Source organism: Lyngbya sp. PCC 8106 (assembly GCF_000169095.1).
Lineage (GTDB): Bacteria > Cyanobacteriota > Cyanobacteriia > Cyanobacteriales > Microcoleaceae > Capilliphycus.
Genome location: NZ_AAVU01000011.1, coordinates 105,079 through 124,338, shown reverse-complemented (window position 1 = coordinate 124,338; position 19,260 = coordinate 105,079). Strand labels below are relative to the sequence as shown.

The 19,260-nt window shown below is 43.7% G+C and carries 4 protein-coding genes; all 4 read right to left on the bottom strand.

Going from position 1 to position 19,260, the window contains the following annotated elements; translation table 11 throughout:
• Positions 1-377: 377 nt before the first annotated feature.
• The 4 genes from L8106_RS09825 to L8106_RS09810 all read right to left on the bottom strand — a co-directional run bounded on the left by L8106_RS09825 (position 378) and on the right by L8106_RS09810 (position 19,041).
• Positions 378-6,602, bottom strand: coding sequence for a DUF4347 domain-containing protein (locus tag L8106_RS09825; RefSeq protein ID WP_009784119.1), 6,225 nt, complete (start codon positions 6,600-6,602; stop codon positions 378-380).
• Between the two features lie 945 nt (positions 6,603-7,547).
• On the bottom strand, positions 7,548-13,265 hold the full coding sequence (locus tag L8106_RS09820; RefSeq protein ID WP_039895893.1) for an Ig-like domain-containing protein: 5,718 nt from the start codon (positions 13,263-13,265) through the stop codon (positions 7,548-7,550).
• A gap of 1,004 nt (positions 13,266-14,269) precedes the next feature.
• Positions 14,270-16,891 (bottom strand): ATP-dependent chaperone ClpB, encoded by a 2,622-nt coding sequence (clpB, locus tag L8106_RS09815; protein WP_009784117.1) that lies wholly within the window; start codon positions 16,889-16,891, stop codon positions 14,270-14,272.
• Between the two features lie 434 nt (positions 16,892-17,325).
• Positions 17,326-19,041 carry an ATP-binding protein gene (locus L8106_RS09810; protein ID WP_039895892.1) on the bottom strand — a complete coding sequence of 572 codons (1,716 nt, stop codon included), beginning with the start codon at positions 19,039-19,041 and terminating at the stop codon, positions 17,326-17,328.
• Positions 19,042-19,260: the final 219 nt, after the last annotated feature.

The window sequence follows — 19,260 nt, the reverse complement described above, 5'->3', positions numbered from 1 at the left end:
AGTCTGCTGTTGCCGGGCCGCTTGATTGCCTATTGCAAGAGCGCTTCGCGCTATATTTTTCGCCAGATCATAAAAGTTTGGAAAGATCGAGGTGTAGGTTCGGTTAAGGAAAGAAACCCAATCGCACAAATATTAATGATTGCGATCGCGCGATCACTGAGAATGTACGCGATCGCACGATCGCTAAGATAAGAGTCTAGTTCGAGATCGTGATTTGAACGCCAGCCTCAATGCGCGAACATCGTGGCCGTTGGCTATTCGGTTTAAGCCTGTGGAATAGGAAGTGCCGACACCCTATGAAAACCAGTTATCCGAAGGAAGCAGGAACGAAACGTTAATACCGATTATACCGCGTTATGTCAGTTTTCGATAGCAGATTAGCCGACAAAAGCCGTAAAGCTAGTTTCAGTCAAAGCACTTACCTGTATATCGTTGAGAATTGCCAACTGTTGAGTGTCAAGACTGAGAATTGTCGAAGTTCCACTTTGAGATAGAGTTAACGCATCAAAAGTTAACCCACCACCCAAAGCAATTAAATCAGTACCCAGTTGGAAATCTTGGATAGTGTCCGTACCACTACCTGAGAATAGAATAAAGCGATCGATACCACTTCCACCAGAAATCAAATCATTACCTTGATCCCCAAATAACCAGTCATCTCCCTGTTCTCCGGCTAAGGTATCTTCACTATCGCCCCCATAAAGAGTATCACTATCTTCGCCACCACAGAGACGATCTTGGTCTTCATTTCCAAACAGGATATCATTACCGCTACCGCCACAGAGAGTATCTCGTCCGGGAAGTGTACTAATCGTTTCGTTGTCGTTAATATCACCATAGATCGTATCGTTACCCTCATTACCACAGAGTAGGTCATTACCCAAATCTCCGTACATTAGGTCATCTCCGGCTTCACCATAAACGAGATCATCTTCCTTACCCCCACGAACGGTATCATTTCCAACACCACCACTGAGGGTATCATTACTGCGACCCCCATTCATCAAGTCATCGCCAGCGCCGCCCCACATGAAATCAATCATCCCACTCAGACCCCGTTCAGCTTCGACCTCGTTTTCATCTGCGGTATCACCAATCATGGTGTCATTGCCTTGATCGCCGTAGAGGGTATCACTTCCCAAGTCACCCCAAACCATATCATCATTTTGACCGCCATAGGCGAAGTCATCTTGCTTACCGCTATACATCATGTCAGCACCAGGGCCACCTTGCATTAAATCATTGCTGGCGTGACCATAGATAAAATCGTTTTCATCTATGGTGGCGGTGGCGGCGATGTCTTGACTGCCATTACTCCCGATGAGAGTATCACTTCCGCGATCTCCCAATAGAGAATCATTACCTTCTTCTCCAAAACTGAGGTCATTACCATCACCCCCAAAAACGGTATCCGGACCTTCTGAAGCTTCAATGTGATCATCTCCGCCAAACGCAAAGACCATATCACTACCAAGTGAACCTGAGATGGTATCACTTTGCGGGGTGCCATCAATACTACCAAAGGCATTAAACGCAGTTGGAATTAAGCCAGACGGTTCAGGTAGGGGAATTACACCAAACTCAGGGAGGGGAGGACAATTACAACCGCCATCATCAATGGGTTCACCCCGAGGAATGGAACTGTCATCATCAACAACGAGGCTGACAGTCGCGACGTTAGAAACAGTACCTTCATTGTCGGTAGCGGTGTAAGTAAAGCTGACATCACTGGTTAAGTTGGGGTCAGGTTCAAACGTAAGTTGTCCAGCTTGTTCTGGGGTAAGCTGTTGAACTTGATCTAAGTTCGTGACTTCTTCGCCATTGATCAATAATGTTCCATTAGGGGGTAATTGGGTGATGGTGTAGAAGTTAATACTACCATCGAGGTCTGTCGCCCTTAACGGCGGAATTGGAAAACGAGTCCCGTCATTGGGAATATTCGCCGTTTCATTCTCAGCTTCTGGCGGTAAATTCACAGGAGGCCCGGAGGGGCCACCGTTGCCACCACCCGGATTAGTGGGAACAGAAACAGCGATTACAGGAACAGTAATATTGGCAATATTAGAGTTTGCCCCATCATCATCTGTCACCGTATAACTAAAAGACGCATTACCCGAAAACCCACTACCGGGCTGAAAGGTCAGGTTATCGAGTTGATTTGGAGTTAACCGTTGAACCTGAATCGGGTTAGTCACCGCAACACCATCGAGTAACAGGATACCTTGGGCGGGATCGGGTAAGGTAAAGTTAATCAGTTCTACGGTGCCATCAGAGTCACTGAAGTTAGCCGTAGACACAGGTAGAGGAATGGGGTTACTATTGTTGAGAATGGATGAACTCTCAACATCTTCAGCGCTGGGCGGTTGGTTGGAGTCTGGGGACACAGTGACTGAAATATCAGCCAGTTCGGAAGTCGCGCCTAAGTTATCCTGAATGGTATAAGGAACAGTTACAGTACCGCTAAAATTACCCGCAGGTGCGAAGGTGACTTGACCTTGATTATTGACGGTGAATGTTCCCTGAGGTAGAGTAACCTGCTGATCAATTTCTGGAGTTGTGGGATCGAGGTCAATGGTCGTCAGGTCAACTGTTCCATCGGGATCACTGACATTATCAGTTAGATCGAATGAGGCGGTTGTTTCAAAGGTCGTATTAACGTTTTGGTTGGTTGCGGTCGGGGGAACGTTTGTATTAGAAGAAGTCGAATCAAACCCAAAATTCTGATCAGGTACAGATTGATTGGCGACAACGGTAACGGGAACGTTATTGGGTGTTCCTAGTGTAAAATCTGCGGGTATATCGGTGTCTGTTGTATCAATCTCAACAGTATAATCGCCAGATGCAACACTTTCAAACTGGTAGACTCCATCTACACTGGTTTCAGCAGTATCAACAACAGTCCCATTTTGATCAACTAAATTAACCGTAATATCTTCGATTCCGGGTTCACTCGGATCAAGGGTGTCGTTGTTGTCGTTATCAGTAAAGACGGTTCCACTAACTGTGCTATTGGAGGGGGTTCCTCCTCCTGCTGCTGCTGCGACTGGAATGGTGATGCTGGCTAGATCAGAAGTGGCACCATCATTGTCTGTTACTTGATAGGTAAGGGAAGCATTTCCCTCATAGGTGGGATTGGGTCGGAAGCTGAGATTATCGAGTTGATTTGGAGTTAACTGTTGAACTTGACTCGGATCAGTGACCTCTACACCATCAAATAATAGAACTCCTTGTGCAGGATTGGGTAAGGTCAAGCGGATGGTTTCTACAATGCCATCGGGATCGCTAAAGTTGTCTGTAGACAATGGTAAAGCAATTGAATTGCTATTGTTGGGAATCGATGAACTCTCAACATTTTGTGCAATTGGCGGTTGATTAACTGGGGTAGGAGTGGAGTCAAACCCAAAATTAACTCCGTCAAAGGGTTGATTCGCTTCAACATTAATTTCAACATCGCTTGATGTTCCCAGTGTGACATCTGTGGGAAGATCAGTGTCTGTGGTATCAACAACCACGGTATAATTTCCGGGTGCAACTCCCTCAAACTGATAACCCCCATCTGCATTTGTCGGAACACTAGCCAGGATATTCCCATTTGTATTGACTAAGTTAACCGTAATATTTTCGATTCCGGGTTCGTCTGGACCGAGGGTGTTGTTGTTGTCGGTGTCGGTAAAGACGGTTCCACTAACTGTGGTTGTCGGTATTGGAATGGGTGGGGAGTCAAACCCAAAGTTAACATCAGTTACAGATTGATTGGCGTCAACAGGAACGCTAACGTTATTGAGTGTTCCTAGTGTAAAATCTGCGGGTATATCGGTGTCTGTTGTATCAATCTCAACAGTATAATCGCCAGATGCAACACTTTCAAACTGGTAGACACCATCTGCATTTGTGTCAACGCTATCAACAACCGTCCCATTTGTATTGACTAAGTTAACCGTAATATTTTCGATTCCGGGTTCGTCTGGACTGAGGGTGTTGTTGTTGTCGTTGTCGGTAAATACAGTTCCACTGACGGTACTATTCGAGGGGGTTCCTCCTCCTGCTGCTGCGACTGGAATAGTGATGTTAGCGATATCCGAGACGGCACCATCATCGTCGGTGACTTGATAGGTAAAGGAAGCATCTCCCTGATAAGTGGGATTGGGACGGAAGCTGAGATTATCAAGTTGATTGGGAGTTAACAGTTGAACTTGAGTTGGATCACTAACCTCTACACCATCAAATAATAGAACTCCTTGTGCAGGATTGGGTAAGGTCAAGCGGATGGTTTCTACAATGCCATCGGGATCGCTAAAGTTGTCTGTAGACAATGGTAAAGCAATTGAATTGCTATTGTTGGGAATCGATGAACTCTCAACATTTTGTGCAATTGGCGGTTGATTAACTGGGGCGGGGTCAAACCCAAAGTTAACCTCAGTTACAGGTTGATTCGCTGCAACGGTGACGGGAACACTATCTGTTCCGAGTGTGACACCTGTGGGAAGATCTTCATCTGTGGTATCCACCTCAACGGTGTATTCTCCCGGAGCAAAACCCTCAAACTGGTAGACACCATCGGCACTGGTTTCGGCCGGAGTGCCAACGGGATTCCCCTGATCGTCAACTAAGTTGACCGTGATATTCCCCAATCTTGGTTCATTGGGGTCAAGGTTATCATCGCCGTCGGTATCGGTGAAAACGGTTCCGCCAACAATCGTGCTGGTAACGGTAACGGTAACGGTTGCTGTTGTTGTATCTTCGCCATCGGTAATCTGATAAACAAAGCTATCCTCAGCACCATTAAACCCAAAGTTGGGCGTATAAACGATGACATCATCCGTCGGGTCATCGGGTGTTCCGCGATCATCGACGGTGGCAATACCGTTAGCAGGAGGAGTCGTGATGCCAACAATACTGATTGGATCTTCAACTGGCTGACCGGGAACGTCGTCGCGATCGTCGCGATCGTTTTCTAAAACCGAAATCTCAACGGGTGTATCGGGATCTGTTATTGCCGTATCATCTCCGGCTTCGGGAGGAAAGTTAATATCTTCGCGTCGATAAACGACACCGCCTCCAACCAAGTCCAAACCCCCTCGCTCATTCTCCGGGCCTTCTCGATCGGAAGTGTCCGGAGGAAAGTCACTCAGTTCAACTAAGTCGTTTGTTCCGTCAATATCCGGCGGAAACAGAGAATACCCAAAGAATTGGCTATCTTGAAGATCAGGATTTCCAGCCAACAAATCTTCGTAGCTAACGAAAATACCCGCGATGTTTTGAGGGTCCGAGTTTATCTGTTGGGGAACTCTGGTATTGGAAATGTCGCCATCACCTTCTTCTTGGCGCAGAACTCTTACTCTGAATTCGGTGTCGGATAGACCCCAATCAACGTCATTGGGATCAGCCGGATTGGCAAAAGAGAGCAAATCCCCATATGCAGTCGGATTCCCTTGATCGTCAACAGCAGTAATGGCTGCTATTTTGAACGGATCGTTACCTCCCCGTTCGAGGATCAGAAAACCAATACCATCAAGATCTTCGCTGTCTTGAGGAAGGGATAAACCATCTGTGGAAATGTAGTCAACCCGCTCTATATTGTTGATATTCCCATCGGGGTTATCTACGTTGGCGAAAATATTATCCGTACCTCGGTTAATAAATTCACTAAACAAAGCGGTTTGCATCGGTGTCCGCCCATCATCGCTTTGAGCCTGTTCGGGGATCAAATTAATCGTGGTACTATCTGGATCGGTTGCCGATGACTCGTCTTCTTGATACCAAACAATTTGTCTTAAACCCTGAACTCCTTCGGGATTATCTACCCGTCTCAGTTTAAAGTTGTTGAGTACACCCGCAGATAGATATCGACTATCTTCCTCGTCTTCAAAGCTTTGTACTTGTAAGTTGCTACCTTGCCCAAAATTATAGATGATTCCTGAAGCCTCAGTATCGCTTTCCTCAGCGTCTTGGGCTTCGGTGACAAGATTTTGAATCGGAAGGGGTAAGGTATGGCGATAGTTGGCGATCGCTTCTGGGCTTAGAGCTAAGGTTACATCAAATTCATCGGTTTTGACGTCTAGGTTCCAGTCTCCCCCTAACGCTGCGTTACCAGTTTTGTTGAGTGAAGCGGCTATTTTCGCCCCGGTGAATTGATGGAGTTTTTCAATAAATTCAACACCTGCATCGCCTGCGGCGACGTTACAACCGTAGAGTATTAAGGTGTCTACTGACCAGTTTTGCAGTTCGTTGGCGTAGAGGTCAAGGGTATCAAGGCTTAGTTGGGTATTTCCGAGTTGTAAGCACCCCTGAGTTCCGTGAGAAATGATCTGAAGTTCAGAGATCTCCGTATATTCTCGGAGAGCATGAGTGATCTGTTTGACTCCATCTTTTGTAGAGTCGAGGAGAATCACCTCAGCACCAGAGATAACGCCTTTCAGTAGCTTTTCTGTATCTTCGACTTGAGCATCAACGACAACAAGAATGTCTATTTTTCTGGCGCAAACTGAAACCGAAGAATAAACTTCAGGAGAGTTTTGAAAAGATTCCGGTTTCTTCTGGAAAATGTTAGAAGAAATTGTAGAGTAGGAAGTTGAAGTAGTGCCTGATTTAGAAAATGTCATTGTACTTAATTTGGAAAAACTACGTTTAAGACTGATATTCCTCTAGAAAAGTTTCAGAGGAACATCTTTTTATGTGAATTATTTTCTCATCGACTGAGCCTGAGTTGTCTTTGGATATGCCTAATTTACAGAGCAATCAGCTTTTGCTGCTCAGTTTTAACATTCCGTAAAATCAGATGGATTTTGAGGGAGTTTAGGATAGAGAAAGGCACTTGTAAATATAAATTTTGGTGTGAGTCGCTAACTTTCTTTAAGTTTTATGTTCCTAGAAGAGAATCAACTTAAGGGATTAAGGAATGTTTATAGAGTTACTCATCTATCTAGATGTACATTAATCTAAAACAAACCTCTAGACTCAACAATTGAGAGCAAGTTCTTAAATTTTAAAATTTTGAGGGTTTGTGACAAGAATCAGCTTAAACCTCTAACTTTTTTTTGACCAGAAGACTGGCAACCAGCTTATACAGTTTTGACTTTGGGTGAACTGAAAAACAACTGCAAACTGGACAGATTAACTTGCTCATTTTTACAATTCCCCCATAACTGCAACCTGGCTTTGTATCTAATTCACTGGCGATCTCAGTGATAACACTTACAGGTATAACCGTTCTTTAATATTATCCGTGTTTTTTCGTATGGCAGTTAATAAACTGTCATATTATCTCTTGACAAAATTACACTTTTATGTACGGTTTCCTGTATGATTCGGGTTAAATTTTTCAGTATAAAGAACTATATAATAGACTTGATAAAGCCATCATACCTTTACTGGCCTTTAATCGATGACCATTCGCAACATATTGTTAGAGTGTTGGTTTTGTTGCTAGAGTTTTAGATTACATTTGAAGAACACTTTTAAAAAATTTTAAATGTGATAGAAACAGCGATCGCTATAGGGAATTAGTTATGATAACCAACGTGAGCGATCGCGGAGAGTTGAGTCAGTTAGCCAACAAAAGCGGTAAAGTTATCTTCTGTTAACGCACTCACTGATACATCATTTAAAATTGCCAACTGTTGACCCTCTAAACTCACAACAGTTGAGGTTCCACTTTGAGACAGAGTTAACTGTTCAAAAGTTAAGCCTCCACCCAAAGCAATTAAATCAGTACCCAGTTGGAAATCTTGAATAGTATCTGTACCGCTACCGGAGAACAGAATAAAGCGATCAACACCACTTCCCCCAGAAATCAGGTCATTGCCTTGATCGCCAAATAACCAGTCATCTCCCTGTTCACCGGCTAAGATATCTTCACCTAAACCCCCATAAAGAGTATCACTATCTTCTCCCCCACAGAGACGATCTTGGTCTTCATTTCCAAACAGGATATCATTACCGATACCGCCACAGAGAGTATCTCGTCCGGGAATATCACTCGGGGTGTCATTGTCGTTAATATCACCATAGACAGTATCGTTACCCTCATTACCGCAGAGTTGGTCATTACCCAAATCGCCGTACATCTCGTCATCTCCGGCTTCACCGTAGACGAGATCATCTTCTTTCCCGCCTCGAACAGTATCATTACCGACTCCACCACTGAGAGTATCATTACTACGACCGCCATTCATCAAGTCATCACCAGCGCCGCCCCACATGAAATCAATCATCCCAGGCAAACCCCGTTCAGCCTCGATATTGTTTTCATCTGCGGTATCACCAATCATCGTGTCATTGCCTAAGTCACCGTAGAGGGTGTCAGTTCCCAAGTCACCCCAAACCAGATCAGAATTTTTACCGCCATAGGTAAAGTCATCTTGCTTACCGCCAAACATCATGTCCGAACCGGGGCCACCTTGCAGTAAATCATTGCTTTGATGACCATAGACAGAATCATTGTTCTCCGAGTTAGCTGCTGCGGCTAAATCTCCAACGCCGTTACTGCTGATGATTGTGTCCCTACCGTCTGATCCCAGGAGATAATCGTTACCATCATCGCCAAAGTAGAGATCATTATCAACACCGCCAAAAACGGTATCACTGCCGTTAAAGGCTGCGACCATATCATCTCCCCCAAAGGTGAGTACAACATCACTGGTGGGGGTTCCGGGTAAGGTATCACTCTGCTCAGTACCGCGAATAATATTCGACTCCGACGCTAGCTGAGGAGTCAAACCGAGACGATCCGGTAAAGGAACCGCTCCAAAATCAGGTAAAGGAGGACAATCACAACCGCCATCATCTATCGGTTCACCCCGAGGAATGGACTGATCTTCTTCTACATTGATCTGTACAACGGCTTGATTAGAAACAGCACCATCATTATCAGTCGCAGTATAAGTTAAGCTGACATCCCCTGTAAAATCAGGATCGGGTTCAAAGGTCAGTTGTTCGGATTGTTCGGGGGTAAGCTGTTCAACTTGTTCGGAGGTAGCGGCTTCACCGTCGATCAATAATGTGCCGTTAGGGGGTAAATCGGTGATGGTGTAGAAATCAATACTACCATCGGGGTCTGTTGCCGATAAGGTCGGGATAACTGAGGGAGTCCCATCATTAATAATGGTTTCTGTCTCATTATTGGCTTCTGGGGATAAATTCTCAGAAGGTTCTGTCGGAGGTTCGGTCGGAGGTTCAGGCTGTATCGGAGGTTCAGGCTGTACGGGAGGTACATTCGGAACGGTAAACGGAATAATAGGAACGGTTACATTCGCCGCATTAGAAGTCGCCCCATCATCATCTGTCACCCGATAATTAAAAGACGCATTCCCCGCAAACCCCAGACTCGGACGGAAGGAGAGGTTATCGAGTTGATTTGGAGTTAACCGTTGAACCTGAATCGGGTTAGTTACCGCAACACCATCTTGTAACAGAATACCTTGTGTGGGATCGGGTAAGGTAAAGTTAATCAGTTCTACGATGCCATCAGGATCACTAAAGTTAGCCGTAGACAAAGGTAGAGGAATGGGGTTGCTATTGTTGAGAATTGAAGAAGCTTGAACATCCTCGGCTGTGGGCGGTTCATTGGCATCGGGGCTAACGGTGACTGAAAGATTCGCAGGTTGAGATGTTGCACCTAAATCATCGGCCACGGTATAGGGAAGGGTTACAGTCCCACTAAAATCATCAACGGGGTCAAAGGTAGCTTCAGCTTGATCGTTGACCGTAAATGTTCCTGCGGGTAAAACCACCTGTTGATCAAGTTCTGGAGTGCTTGGATCGAGGTCAATACTGCTTAATTCAATATTTCCATCTGGATCACTAACATTATCCGCCAGATTGAATGTAGCGGCAGTTTCAAAGGGAGTGTTAGCGTTTTCGTTGGTTGCGGTCGGGGGAACGTTGGCAGGAGGATTAACGGTAACATTAATGGCTGCGGGTTCCGAAGGTTGACCTTCTTCATCCTCTACGGTGTAGTTAATGGTGGAGTCTCCGGTAAACCCAGGTTCGGGTTCAAAGGTGACAACGCCTGTATCATCGACGCTATAAGTGCCAACGCCTGGAACTTCCCGTGTAGTTTCTTGTGCGGGTGTATCGGGGTTGAGATCAACGGTTGTCGGGTCAATATTCCCTACAGGATCGGTATCGTTTTCGAGAACATTCAGGCTAACGGGTTCACCTGCTGTTGTAACTCCTTGATCGGGAACAGTTGTTGGGGGTACGTTTGCAGGCGGATTAACTGTAACATTAATTGCTGCGGGTTCTGAAGGTTGACCTTCGTTATCCTTGACAGTGTAGTTAATGGTGGAGTCTCCGGTAAACCCAGGTTCGGGTTCAAAGGTGACAACTCCATCGTCGTCTACGCTATAGGTTCCAACGCCGGGAACTTCCCGTGTAGTTTCTTGTTCGGGTGTATCGGGGTTGAGATCGACGGTTGTCGGGTCAATATTCCCCTCTGAGTCGGTATCGTTTTCAAGAACATTCAGGCTAACGGGTTCACCTGCGGTTGTGACTCCTTGATCGGGAACGGTTGTCGGGGGTACGTTTGCAGGGGGATTAACCGTAACATTAATGGCTGCGGGTTCGGAAGGTTGACCTTCTTCATCCTCTACGGTGTAGTTAATGGTGGAGTCTCCGGTAAACCCAGGTACGGGTTCAAAGGTAACAACTCCATTGTCATCTACGCTATAAGTTCCAACGCCGGGAATTTCCCGTGTAGTTTCTTGTTCGGGTGTATCGGGGTTGAGATCGACGGTTGTCGGGTCAATATTCCCCTCTGAGTCGGTATCGTTTTCGAGAACATTCAGGCTAACGGGTTCACCTTCAGTTGTGACGCCTTGATCGGGAACGGTTGTTGGGGGTACGTTTGTAGAGGGTTCTACAGTCACGCTAACGGTAGCCCTATCGCTGTCTTCCCCGTCACTGACAGTATAGGTAAATTCGTCTTCTCCTGAGAAACCATCAGCAGGAGTATAGACTAACTGACCATTCTCAATCCTCACCGTACCGCCATTGGGGGTGTTTTGTTGGATATCAACAATCGTTAATGAGTCCCCTTCTGGGTCGGTATCATTTTCAAGAACATTCAGGGTAACGGGGGTTTCAAAGGCTGTTGTATCGCTGTCATTGACTGCATTAGGCGCAAGATTTGCTGGGGGTTCAACGATCACACTAATTTCTGTCGGTTCGGAAGGTTGACCCGCGTTATCTTGTACGGTGTAGTTGATCGTTGAGGTTTCGCTAAACTCGGCTTCAGGATCGAAGGTAACAACGCCTGTATCATCTACAGTGTAAGTTCCTTGTCCTGGAATTGTGCGAGTGGTTTCTTGTTCGGGTGTATTGGGGTTGAGGTCTACTGTTGTCGGGTCAATATTACCTACAGCATCGGTATCGTTGTCGAGAATATTGAGGCTGACGTTGGTATCTGCGGGTGTGTCTGTCGTGTCCGGTTCGGTAACAGGTGGAGTATCTTCGGTATTATCAATAATCGTCCCAATTCCTTCCCGGTCAATGATGAAGCCTCGACTGGGGTCAGAAAGCATCACCCGAAACTGTTCGTTTTCTTCGATTTCGTTATCAGCTAATGTCTCGACATTAACCGTAACTTCAGTTTCTCCAGCTGGAATGGTAAAGGAACCTTCTGTGATTGGTGTATAATCTTCTCCGGCTGTTGCTGTCGGCTGATTGGGTTCGTTAGGATTTAAATCAGTATCACTGGTGCTGTAGTTAACGGTGAGGGGTGTATCGAGTGGAGAAGGGATACTAACGGTAAATTGAGCTTGTTCTCCTTCGGTAACGGTGACATCGTTAATATTAATGAAAATCCGACCATAAACAACTCCACCTGCAATCAGGTCTAATCCTCCTCCAGCCCCTACGTCTGGTAGCTCTGGTGTATTTGTTGGAAAGCTTTCAAAGTCTACTAAGTTTGTCGTCTCGTCTACATCGGGTGCAAACAACGCATATCCATTAAATTGTTCACTGGCTTCGATACCGAGATCTTCAAAACTGATATAAATTCCACCGATATTTTGACCATCAACGTTGATTCTTCGTTGAAGTTGTTCTTCAGGATAATTATCTGAACGTAAAACCGATGTATCGAGTGTAATAGATTCATCAACACCCCATTCATCTGCTCCAATTTCTATTAAATCACCAAACTCAGTCGGAAGACCTTGAGCATTAACATCTAATATCGGTGAGATTTTAAACGCATCGTTTCCGCCTCGCTCTAAAATGAGAAAACCGACTTCATTTAAGTTTTCTTGGGGGGCTTGTAAACCATCGGTGGAGATATAGTCTACTCGCTCAATGTTGTTGATATTTTGATCGTCTAAGATACTGGTATTGGCAAAGATATTATCTGTACCGAGATTGATTATATCATCAAACAAGGCGACTTCCATCAGACTATCATCGGGGTCTTCTGTAAAAGTCCGAGGAAAAGGAGATCGAAGGTTAAGTTCTTCACTTGTTTGGCTTTCCCGTTCAAACCACAGTAGTTGTCGTCTACCTTGAACGTTTTCATTATCGGTTCGCCTTAACTCAAAGTCGTTGAGAACATCACCGGCGAGAAACTGATCTTGTCCCGAGGTAAAACTGGTGACTTCAAGAAGATTGCCGTCCCCTTCTTGGAAGTTGTATTCTATTTCTGTGCCTTCGGGAACAGTGGTTCTAATATCGGGAGCGATATAGCTAATATCACCTTCGTCATCGTTTGGTAATCTTCTCTCAACTGTTAGATTTTCAATGGGTATGGGGAAAGCAAAGCGGTAATTTTCTCGGACTTCTAAGGTCAGAGGAGATGAGACTTCAAATTTGTCGGTTTTGACTTCTAAATTCCAGTCTCCACCTAAACCTGAATAACCGGTTTTATTGGCAGAAGCGGCAATTTTAGCACCTGTGAATTGGTGGAGTTTGTCTATAAATTCAATCCCTGCATCTCCTGCGGCGACGTTACACCCATACAGCATTAAGGTGTCTACCGACCAGCTTTGGAGTGAGTTGGCGTAGAGGTTGAGAGTGTCGAGGCTAAGTTGAGTATTACCCAGTTGTAAACAGCCGGGTGAACCGTGAGAAATCAGATGAACTTCTGAGAGATTGGTATATTTTTGCAGGGTTTGAGTGATTTGTTGGACTCCATCTTTTGTAGAGTCGAGGAGAATGATTGTTGTGCTGGGGATAACGCCTTTTAGTAGCTTTTCTACGTCTTCTACTTGGGTGTCGATAATGACAAGTTGAGTCATTTTGATTGAAGTTTGAGAAAGTTCCGGTTTTTTCATAACGTTCTGAGAATTGGTAGTAGAGGGGAAAGTTTGGGTATGTGTCGGAGTAGAAAACATCATCATTAATTTGATAAAAAAACTACATTCGAGATAATCCTCGCGCCGATAAAAATCGGAGGATTCAGGTTTAATATTCGAGAAACGGGTTGGGGATTTTAATTAGGGATTGGTCGAACGAATCAATCTAATTCAAAAAGGCTAGGGTTTACCGTTAAAAACTCGGGTTTTAATTGATTACATTGGAACCAAAATTGAGCGACTAAAGTTTTTAGTCATAGAAAAACTCAAGTCCTGTTAGACAAGATTGAGAAACTTAGCTTTGCTAAAGTTTGCAGATTGAGGGAAGGTTGTACAAAATTTGTTGATATAGATGGGAAATAATTTGACCGGGATAGAAGCTTTTTTAACTCTCCTAATCCTTTTTAAACCTTTTTGTGGCTTAAAACTTCTATCTTGAGGTTGATAAATTGACCATTCTCACAATTGTCTTTTTGTAATGGAATGTATTGCTTGTCTTCCACAGTAATGCTTCAGGTTTGCCGAAAAACCCTGATGTATTAAAACTCAAACCATCAATTTGCACGATGCTACCCTAATGACCATTCGGCTTCAGACGAACTTCACTAATTTTCTCAGTGTAAGCACTTAATAGGTATAACTGCTACTTGTCTATCTCGGTGTTTCCTTTTATGACAATTTATTAACTGTCATTTCTGATCTTGACAAAATTCAGCTTTTAGACGGTCTAAACTTTCAAATTTTTTATCTATCTAAATGTAGAGAAGAAACGTTGTATCGTCTAAATTGAGGATAGCTTTTCTACTGATAGATAGATGACAATCAGCAATATTTTGTTAACTTTTTACGATTCTGATTAAATCGGGATTAATCTCGAAAAATTGAGAAGATTGAGAAATAACTTTATCATTCTCTCTACCTAAAGAGTTAGGGTACGACATACCGCACCCTATCAAAATCTTATAAAGATAATTCAGACCTAGCTACTGCGCTTTCACCAACTCCACAAGCACCCGCTTAAACGTCAACCGTTCATTTTCAACGTCTACAAAAATGGTATCCCCATCATTAAACTCACCGCGCAAAATTCCCTTAGCAATCTGGGTTTCTAACTCTCGCTGAATAGCCCGTTTTAACGGACGCGCACCATACACCGGATCAAACCCGACATCTGCCAAAAAGCTAACCGCAGCATCCGTCAGTTTCAACGACATCTTCCGTTCAGCCAACCGTTCGACCAAATGTTGAATCTGAAGCTGAACAATTTTTTGCAGTTGTTGACGTTGCAGCGCATGAAAGATAATAATCTCATCAATCCGATTGAGAAACTCAGGCCGGAAACTTGCCCGCATTGTCTCCATGACTCGACCTTGCATTTCTTCGTAGCGTGAATCATCTCCGACAATATCGAGAATATACTGAGATCCGATATTACTGGTCATAATAATCACACTATTTTTAAAATCAACGGTGTGACCTTGGGCATCGGTAACGCGACCATCATCGAGAATTTGCAACATCACATTAAAGACATCGGGGTGCGCTTTCTCGATTTCGTCAAACAAAATCACCGCATAGGGACGACGACGAATGGCTTCGGTGAGTTGACCGCCTTCATCATATCCCACATATCCGGGAGGGGCGCCAATTAAACGAGAAACGGCGTGTTTCTCCATATACTCGGACATATCAATCCGCACCATTGCTTCTTCGGTATCAAACAAATAAGCGGCTAAGGCTTTGGCGAGTTCTGTTTTCCCGACTCCTGTTGGTCCGAGGAAGATGAAACTGGCGACAGGACGTTTGGGATCTCCTAACCCCGCCCGCGATCGCTGAATGGCTTCTGCAACGGCTGTCACGGCTTCTTCTTGTCCAACGACTCGCTGATGAAGTTCTGAGTCGAGGTTGAGTAGTTTTTCTTTTTCGGACTCGACCAATTTACTAATCGGAATTCCCGTCCATTTAGAAATAATCTCGGCGATATCGGCTTCAGTCACTTCTTCTCGCAGTAGGGTTTTTCCACTGGTTTGAGTGGTTTCTAGTTTGGTTTCTGCGACTTGTAACTGCTTTTGCAACTCGGATAATTTACCATATTTCAACTCAGCCGCCCGGTTGAGATCATAGTTTCGTTCGGCTTGTTGGACTTCAATACTCACCCGATCAATTTCTTCTTTAATCGACTGAATATTAGTAATCACACTTTTTTCTGCATCCCATTGAGCATTTAGGGCGTGTTGATCTTCTTTGAGATCGGCGAGATCTTTTTCTATTTTTTCTAATCGTTCAATTGATGCCGGATCACTTTCTTTTTGCAGTGATAACCGTTCCATTTCCAGTTGGAGAATTTTGCGGTCAATTTCATCGAGTTCTTCGGGTTTGGAAGTGATCTCCATTTTTAATTTTGCAGCAGCTTCATCCACTAAGTCAATGGCTTTATCGGGTAAGAAGCGATCGCTAATATACCGAGTCGAAAGGGTGGCAGCGGCAACTAATGAACTATCGGATATTTTGACTCCGTGATGGACTTCGTAGCGCTCTTTTAAACCGCGTAAAATGGAGATGGTATCGACAACGTTGGGCTGGTCAATATAAACCTGTTGAAAGCGGCGTTCTAAAGCGGCATCTTTTTCAATATATTTGCGATATTCATCTAAAGTTGTTGCCCCAATACAACGCAATTCTCCTCGGGCTAACATGGGTTTGAGTAAGTTACCCGCATCCATTGCCCCTTGAGTTGCACCCGCCCCGACAACGGTATGAATTTCATCAATAAAAAGGATTATTTTACCTTCTGATTCGGTGACTTCTTTGAGGACTGCTTTGAGACGTTCTTCAAATTCTCCTCGGAATTTTGCTCCGGCAATTAAGGCTCCCATATCTAATGCGATCAGTTTACGATCTTTGAGAGATTGGGGTATATCTCCGGCAACAATCCGTTGGGCTAGTCCTTCGGCGATCGCTGTTTTTCCGACTCCAGGTTCTCCAATTAATACGGGATTATTTTTAGTTCGACGGCTTAAAATTTGAATGGTACGACGAATTTCATCATCTCGTCCAATTACGGGATCGAGTTTTCCTTGACGGGCGGCTTCGGTGAGATCTCGCCCATATTTTTCGAGTGATTGATATTTTCCTTCGGGGTTTTGGTCGGTCACTTTTTGGTTTCCTCGGACTTGAGTAATTGTTTTTTTGAGCTTGGCTTCATCGAGTTTAAATTCTTGATAGAGGGATTTACCAAAGCGATCATCTTTGGTGTAGGCGAGAAGTAAGTGTTCGATTGAAATATATTCATCACTATACTCTTTTCGATAGGCTTCAGCGTTATCAAGTAGAAGGTCTAAACTCCGACCTAAATATATATTGGTGCTGCTTCCTTTAACTTGGGGTTGACGATTAATGAAAGTATCAACTCGTTCTCGCAACGCCGAAATATCGACACCTGCTTTTGTGAATAAGCTGCTCGCGAGTCCTGTTTGTTCGAGTAAGGATTTCATTAAATGTTCGCTTTCAAGCTGTTGTTGTTGAGCTTGTTTGGCGAGTTCTGGAGTTTGGGCTAAAGCTTCCCAAGATTTTTCTGTAAATTTACTCGGATCTGTGGGTTGCATTGATTTTATCCTCCTTGTTTTGAATATCTCGAGTAAATGGGTTTAAGAATGTTTCTCTTGCTCTGGTGAAGACGCTACGCAAATGGCTATAACGTTAAATTTTATGGAATTGTATTTAGTCGGTTCACGAGAAGGAACTACAATTAAAAGACTCTAATTGAGGTATTTTCTAGAGGTGAACTTCAGCTATCCAATCCTTAATTTACTGCTAAAATGTTGACTTAAAGTTTTCAACCCAGAGAGGCAAGAGATTCAAAATGAATGACCCATAAATTTGCTCACTTGACGACTATTAAACTGTAGCTTACCTTGAATGAACATTCTGTACAATCTTCCTCCCCTGTTAGGTACGGATAGCCGCAGTCGTCTATTGAGGGTAAAATGTTGGAACAATTTGTCTGATCATCCCACGATAGTATTTGTCCTGTATGAGTTTACATTTTGACATGAACTGGAAGCCAAACGATAAAGGTTGAACCTTTTCCCTCCTGACTTTCTACTGTAATTCCACCTCCGAGAATTTCGCATAAACGCTGACTAATGGCAAGTCCTAATCCTGTTCCCCCAAAGCGTTTAGTTGTAGAAGCATCGGCTTGAGTAAAGGCTTTAAAAATGAGTTTTTGTTGTTCGTCACTCATTCCGATTCCAGTATCGATGACTTTGAAGATCAGATATTGCTGCATTTGATTGCCGCCAAAACGACTTCCTGAAGACAAAGTTCTTCGCGTTGAGGAGGGTTTAGATTTAACTCTTTTGACGACAATTGTAATCACACCGTCCTGAGTAAATTTACACGCATTACTGAGTAAGTTGAGCAGAATCTGTCTTACTTTTGGAAGATCAGCATACATCTGACCAATCTCATTTTTAATTTCTATTTTAACAGTATTTCTATTTTTCTCGGCGAGGGGTTTTGTGGTTGTGATGACATCTTTGAGTAACTGTTTTTCGACTGAAAAATCTTCTAAATAAAGGGTAACATGACCTGCTTCAATTTTGGAAATGTCAAGAATATCACTGATCATATCTCGTAGATGTCTTCCGGCTGTTTGAATTTTTTCTAAGTCAGGAAGAAAGTCGTGACAGCCGAGATCATCGGCTTCATCATGTAGCATTTCGCTATAACCAATGATCGCGTTGAGAGGGGTGCGAAGTTCGTGACTCATATTTGCTAAAAAGACACTTTTAGAACGGTTAGCAGATTCGGCTAAAACTTTTGCTTTTTCAAGTTCCTCGGTGTATTCTGCGACTCTTTGAATAAGATGATTTAAAGCGTAGGTGAGTTCTCCGATTTCATCGTCTGTGGTGACAGGAATTTGGATAGCAAAATCTGATTCTTCACCCACTTGATTCGCTACTTTGATCATTGTTGCTATGGGATACGCGATTACCCAACTGATATAAACGGCTAAGACTAAGCCGAGAAATGCGGATATTAATAGACTAAAAAAGAGGATTTGGTTGCCTAAAAGTTCGGCTTTTTCACTGGCTTTTAATCCTTGAGAGACTCGATCTCCTAAACTCACGGTGAGGGCGATTGATTCGTCTGATAAATTATATAAGTTTTGAGCTTCTGGACTCTGACTAAATTGAATTAAAGCGTTTTGCAGAGATTGTTGGGTTCGGGGATCACTTCTTCCTTTTTCTATGGTTTGCAAAATCTTTTCTAAATTTTGAGCATATACTTGAAGATTTTCTGTATATTGTTGAGATAGATTTTGAATTTTTATATAGTCATTTTGAACTTCTCTATTTTGGGTTTTGGGAATAAACTTTAGTTGTTGAAGTTGACGGTTAATTTCAAAAATACCCGAACGAATTTCTGAAAGATCTTCAGCAATAGATGAAGTTTGAGTAATTAAACCCACTAATTCTTCTTGGTTTGATTTGAGTTCAAAGACATTATTATTGATCCGAGTTAAAGTTTGTGCTTTTTCTTGATCGACTGGAAACTGTTCTTTAAGTTTTCCTTTGTAGTATCCTTCGACGACAAAGCTTGTGATTGCACCCAACATGGCAATTCCAATCACGAGAGCATAGCCCAAGCCAATTTTCTGCCGAATCCCAAGACGATTGAATAACGACAGTTTTAGCCCCACTGGAGTCGGGCTACTAGCAGAAGAGTTGTGAGTGGGTGAGCTTACAGACATCCGTGAGGTTGCAATCAGCTTGGAAGAATTAGATCAATTTTAAGTCAGTTGAGACAGATATACCGAAGATAGAGAGAATTGTACGCTCGAAACCGTATAAATACACAATCCTCCTCTATGGACTGACCTAACCCTGACGGAGAAGAAGTCGGTGTGGGAATTGTATCAATCCTAGCAAGTCTGATCGACCGAAGACAAATTTTAGCAAATGTAAGCTTT

What these genes read in the sequence shown, in the direction of transcription:
- clpB (WP_009784117.1), bottom strand. Translation starts at nt 16,891, where the DNA reads ATGCAACCCACAGATCCGAGTAAATTTACAGAAAAATCTTGGGAAGCT.
- L8106_RS09810 (WP_039895892.1), bottom strand. Translation starts at nt 19,041, where the DNA reads ATGTCTGTAAGCTCACCCACTCACAACTCTTCTGCTAGTAGCCCGACT.
- L8106_RS09820 (WP_039895893.1), bottom strand. Translation starts at nt 13,265, where the DNA reads ATGAAAAAACCGGAACTTTCTCAAACTTCAATCAAAATGACTCAACTT.
- L8106_RS09825 (WP_009784119.1), bottom strand. Translation starts at nt 6,602, where the DNA reads ATGACATTTTCTAAATCAGGCACTACTTCAACTTCCTACTCTACAATT.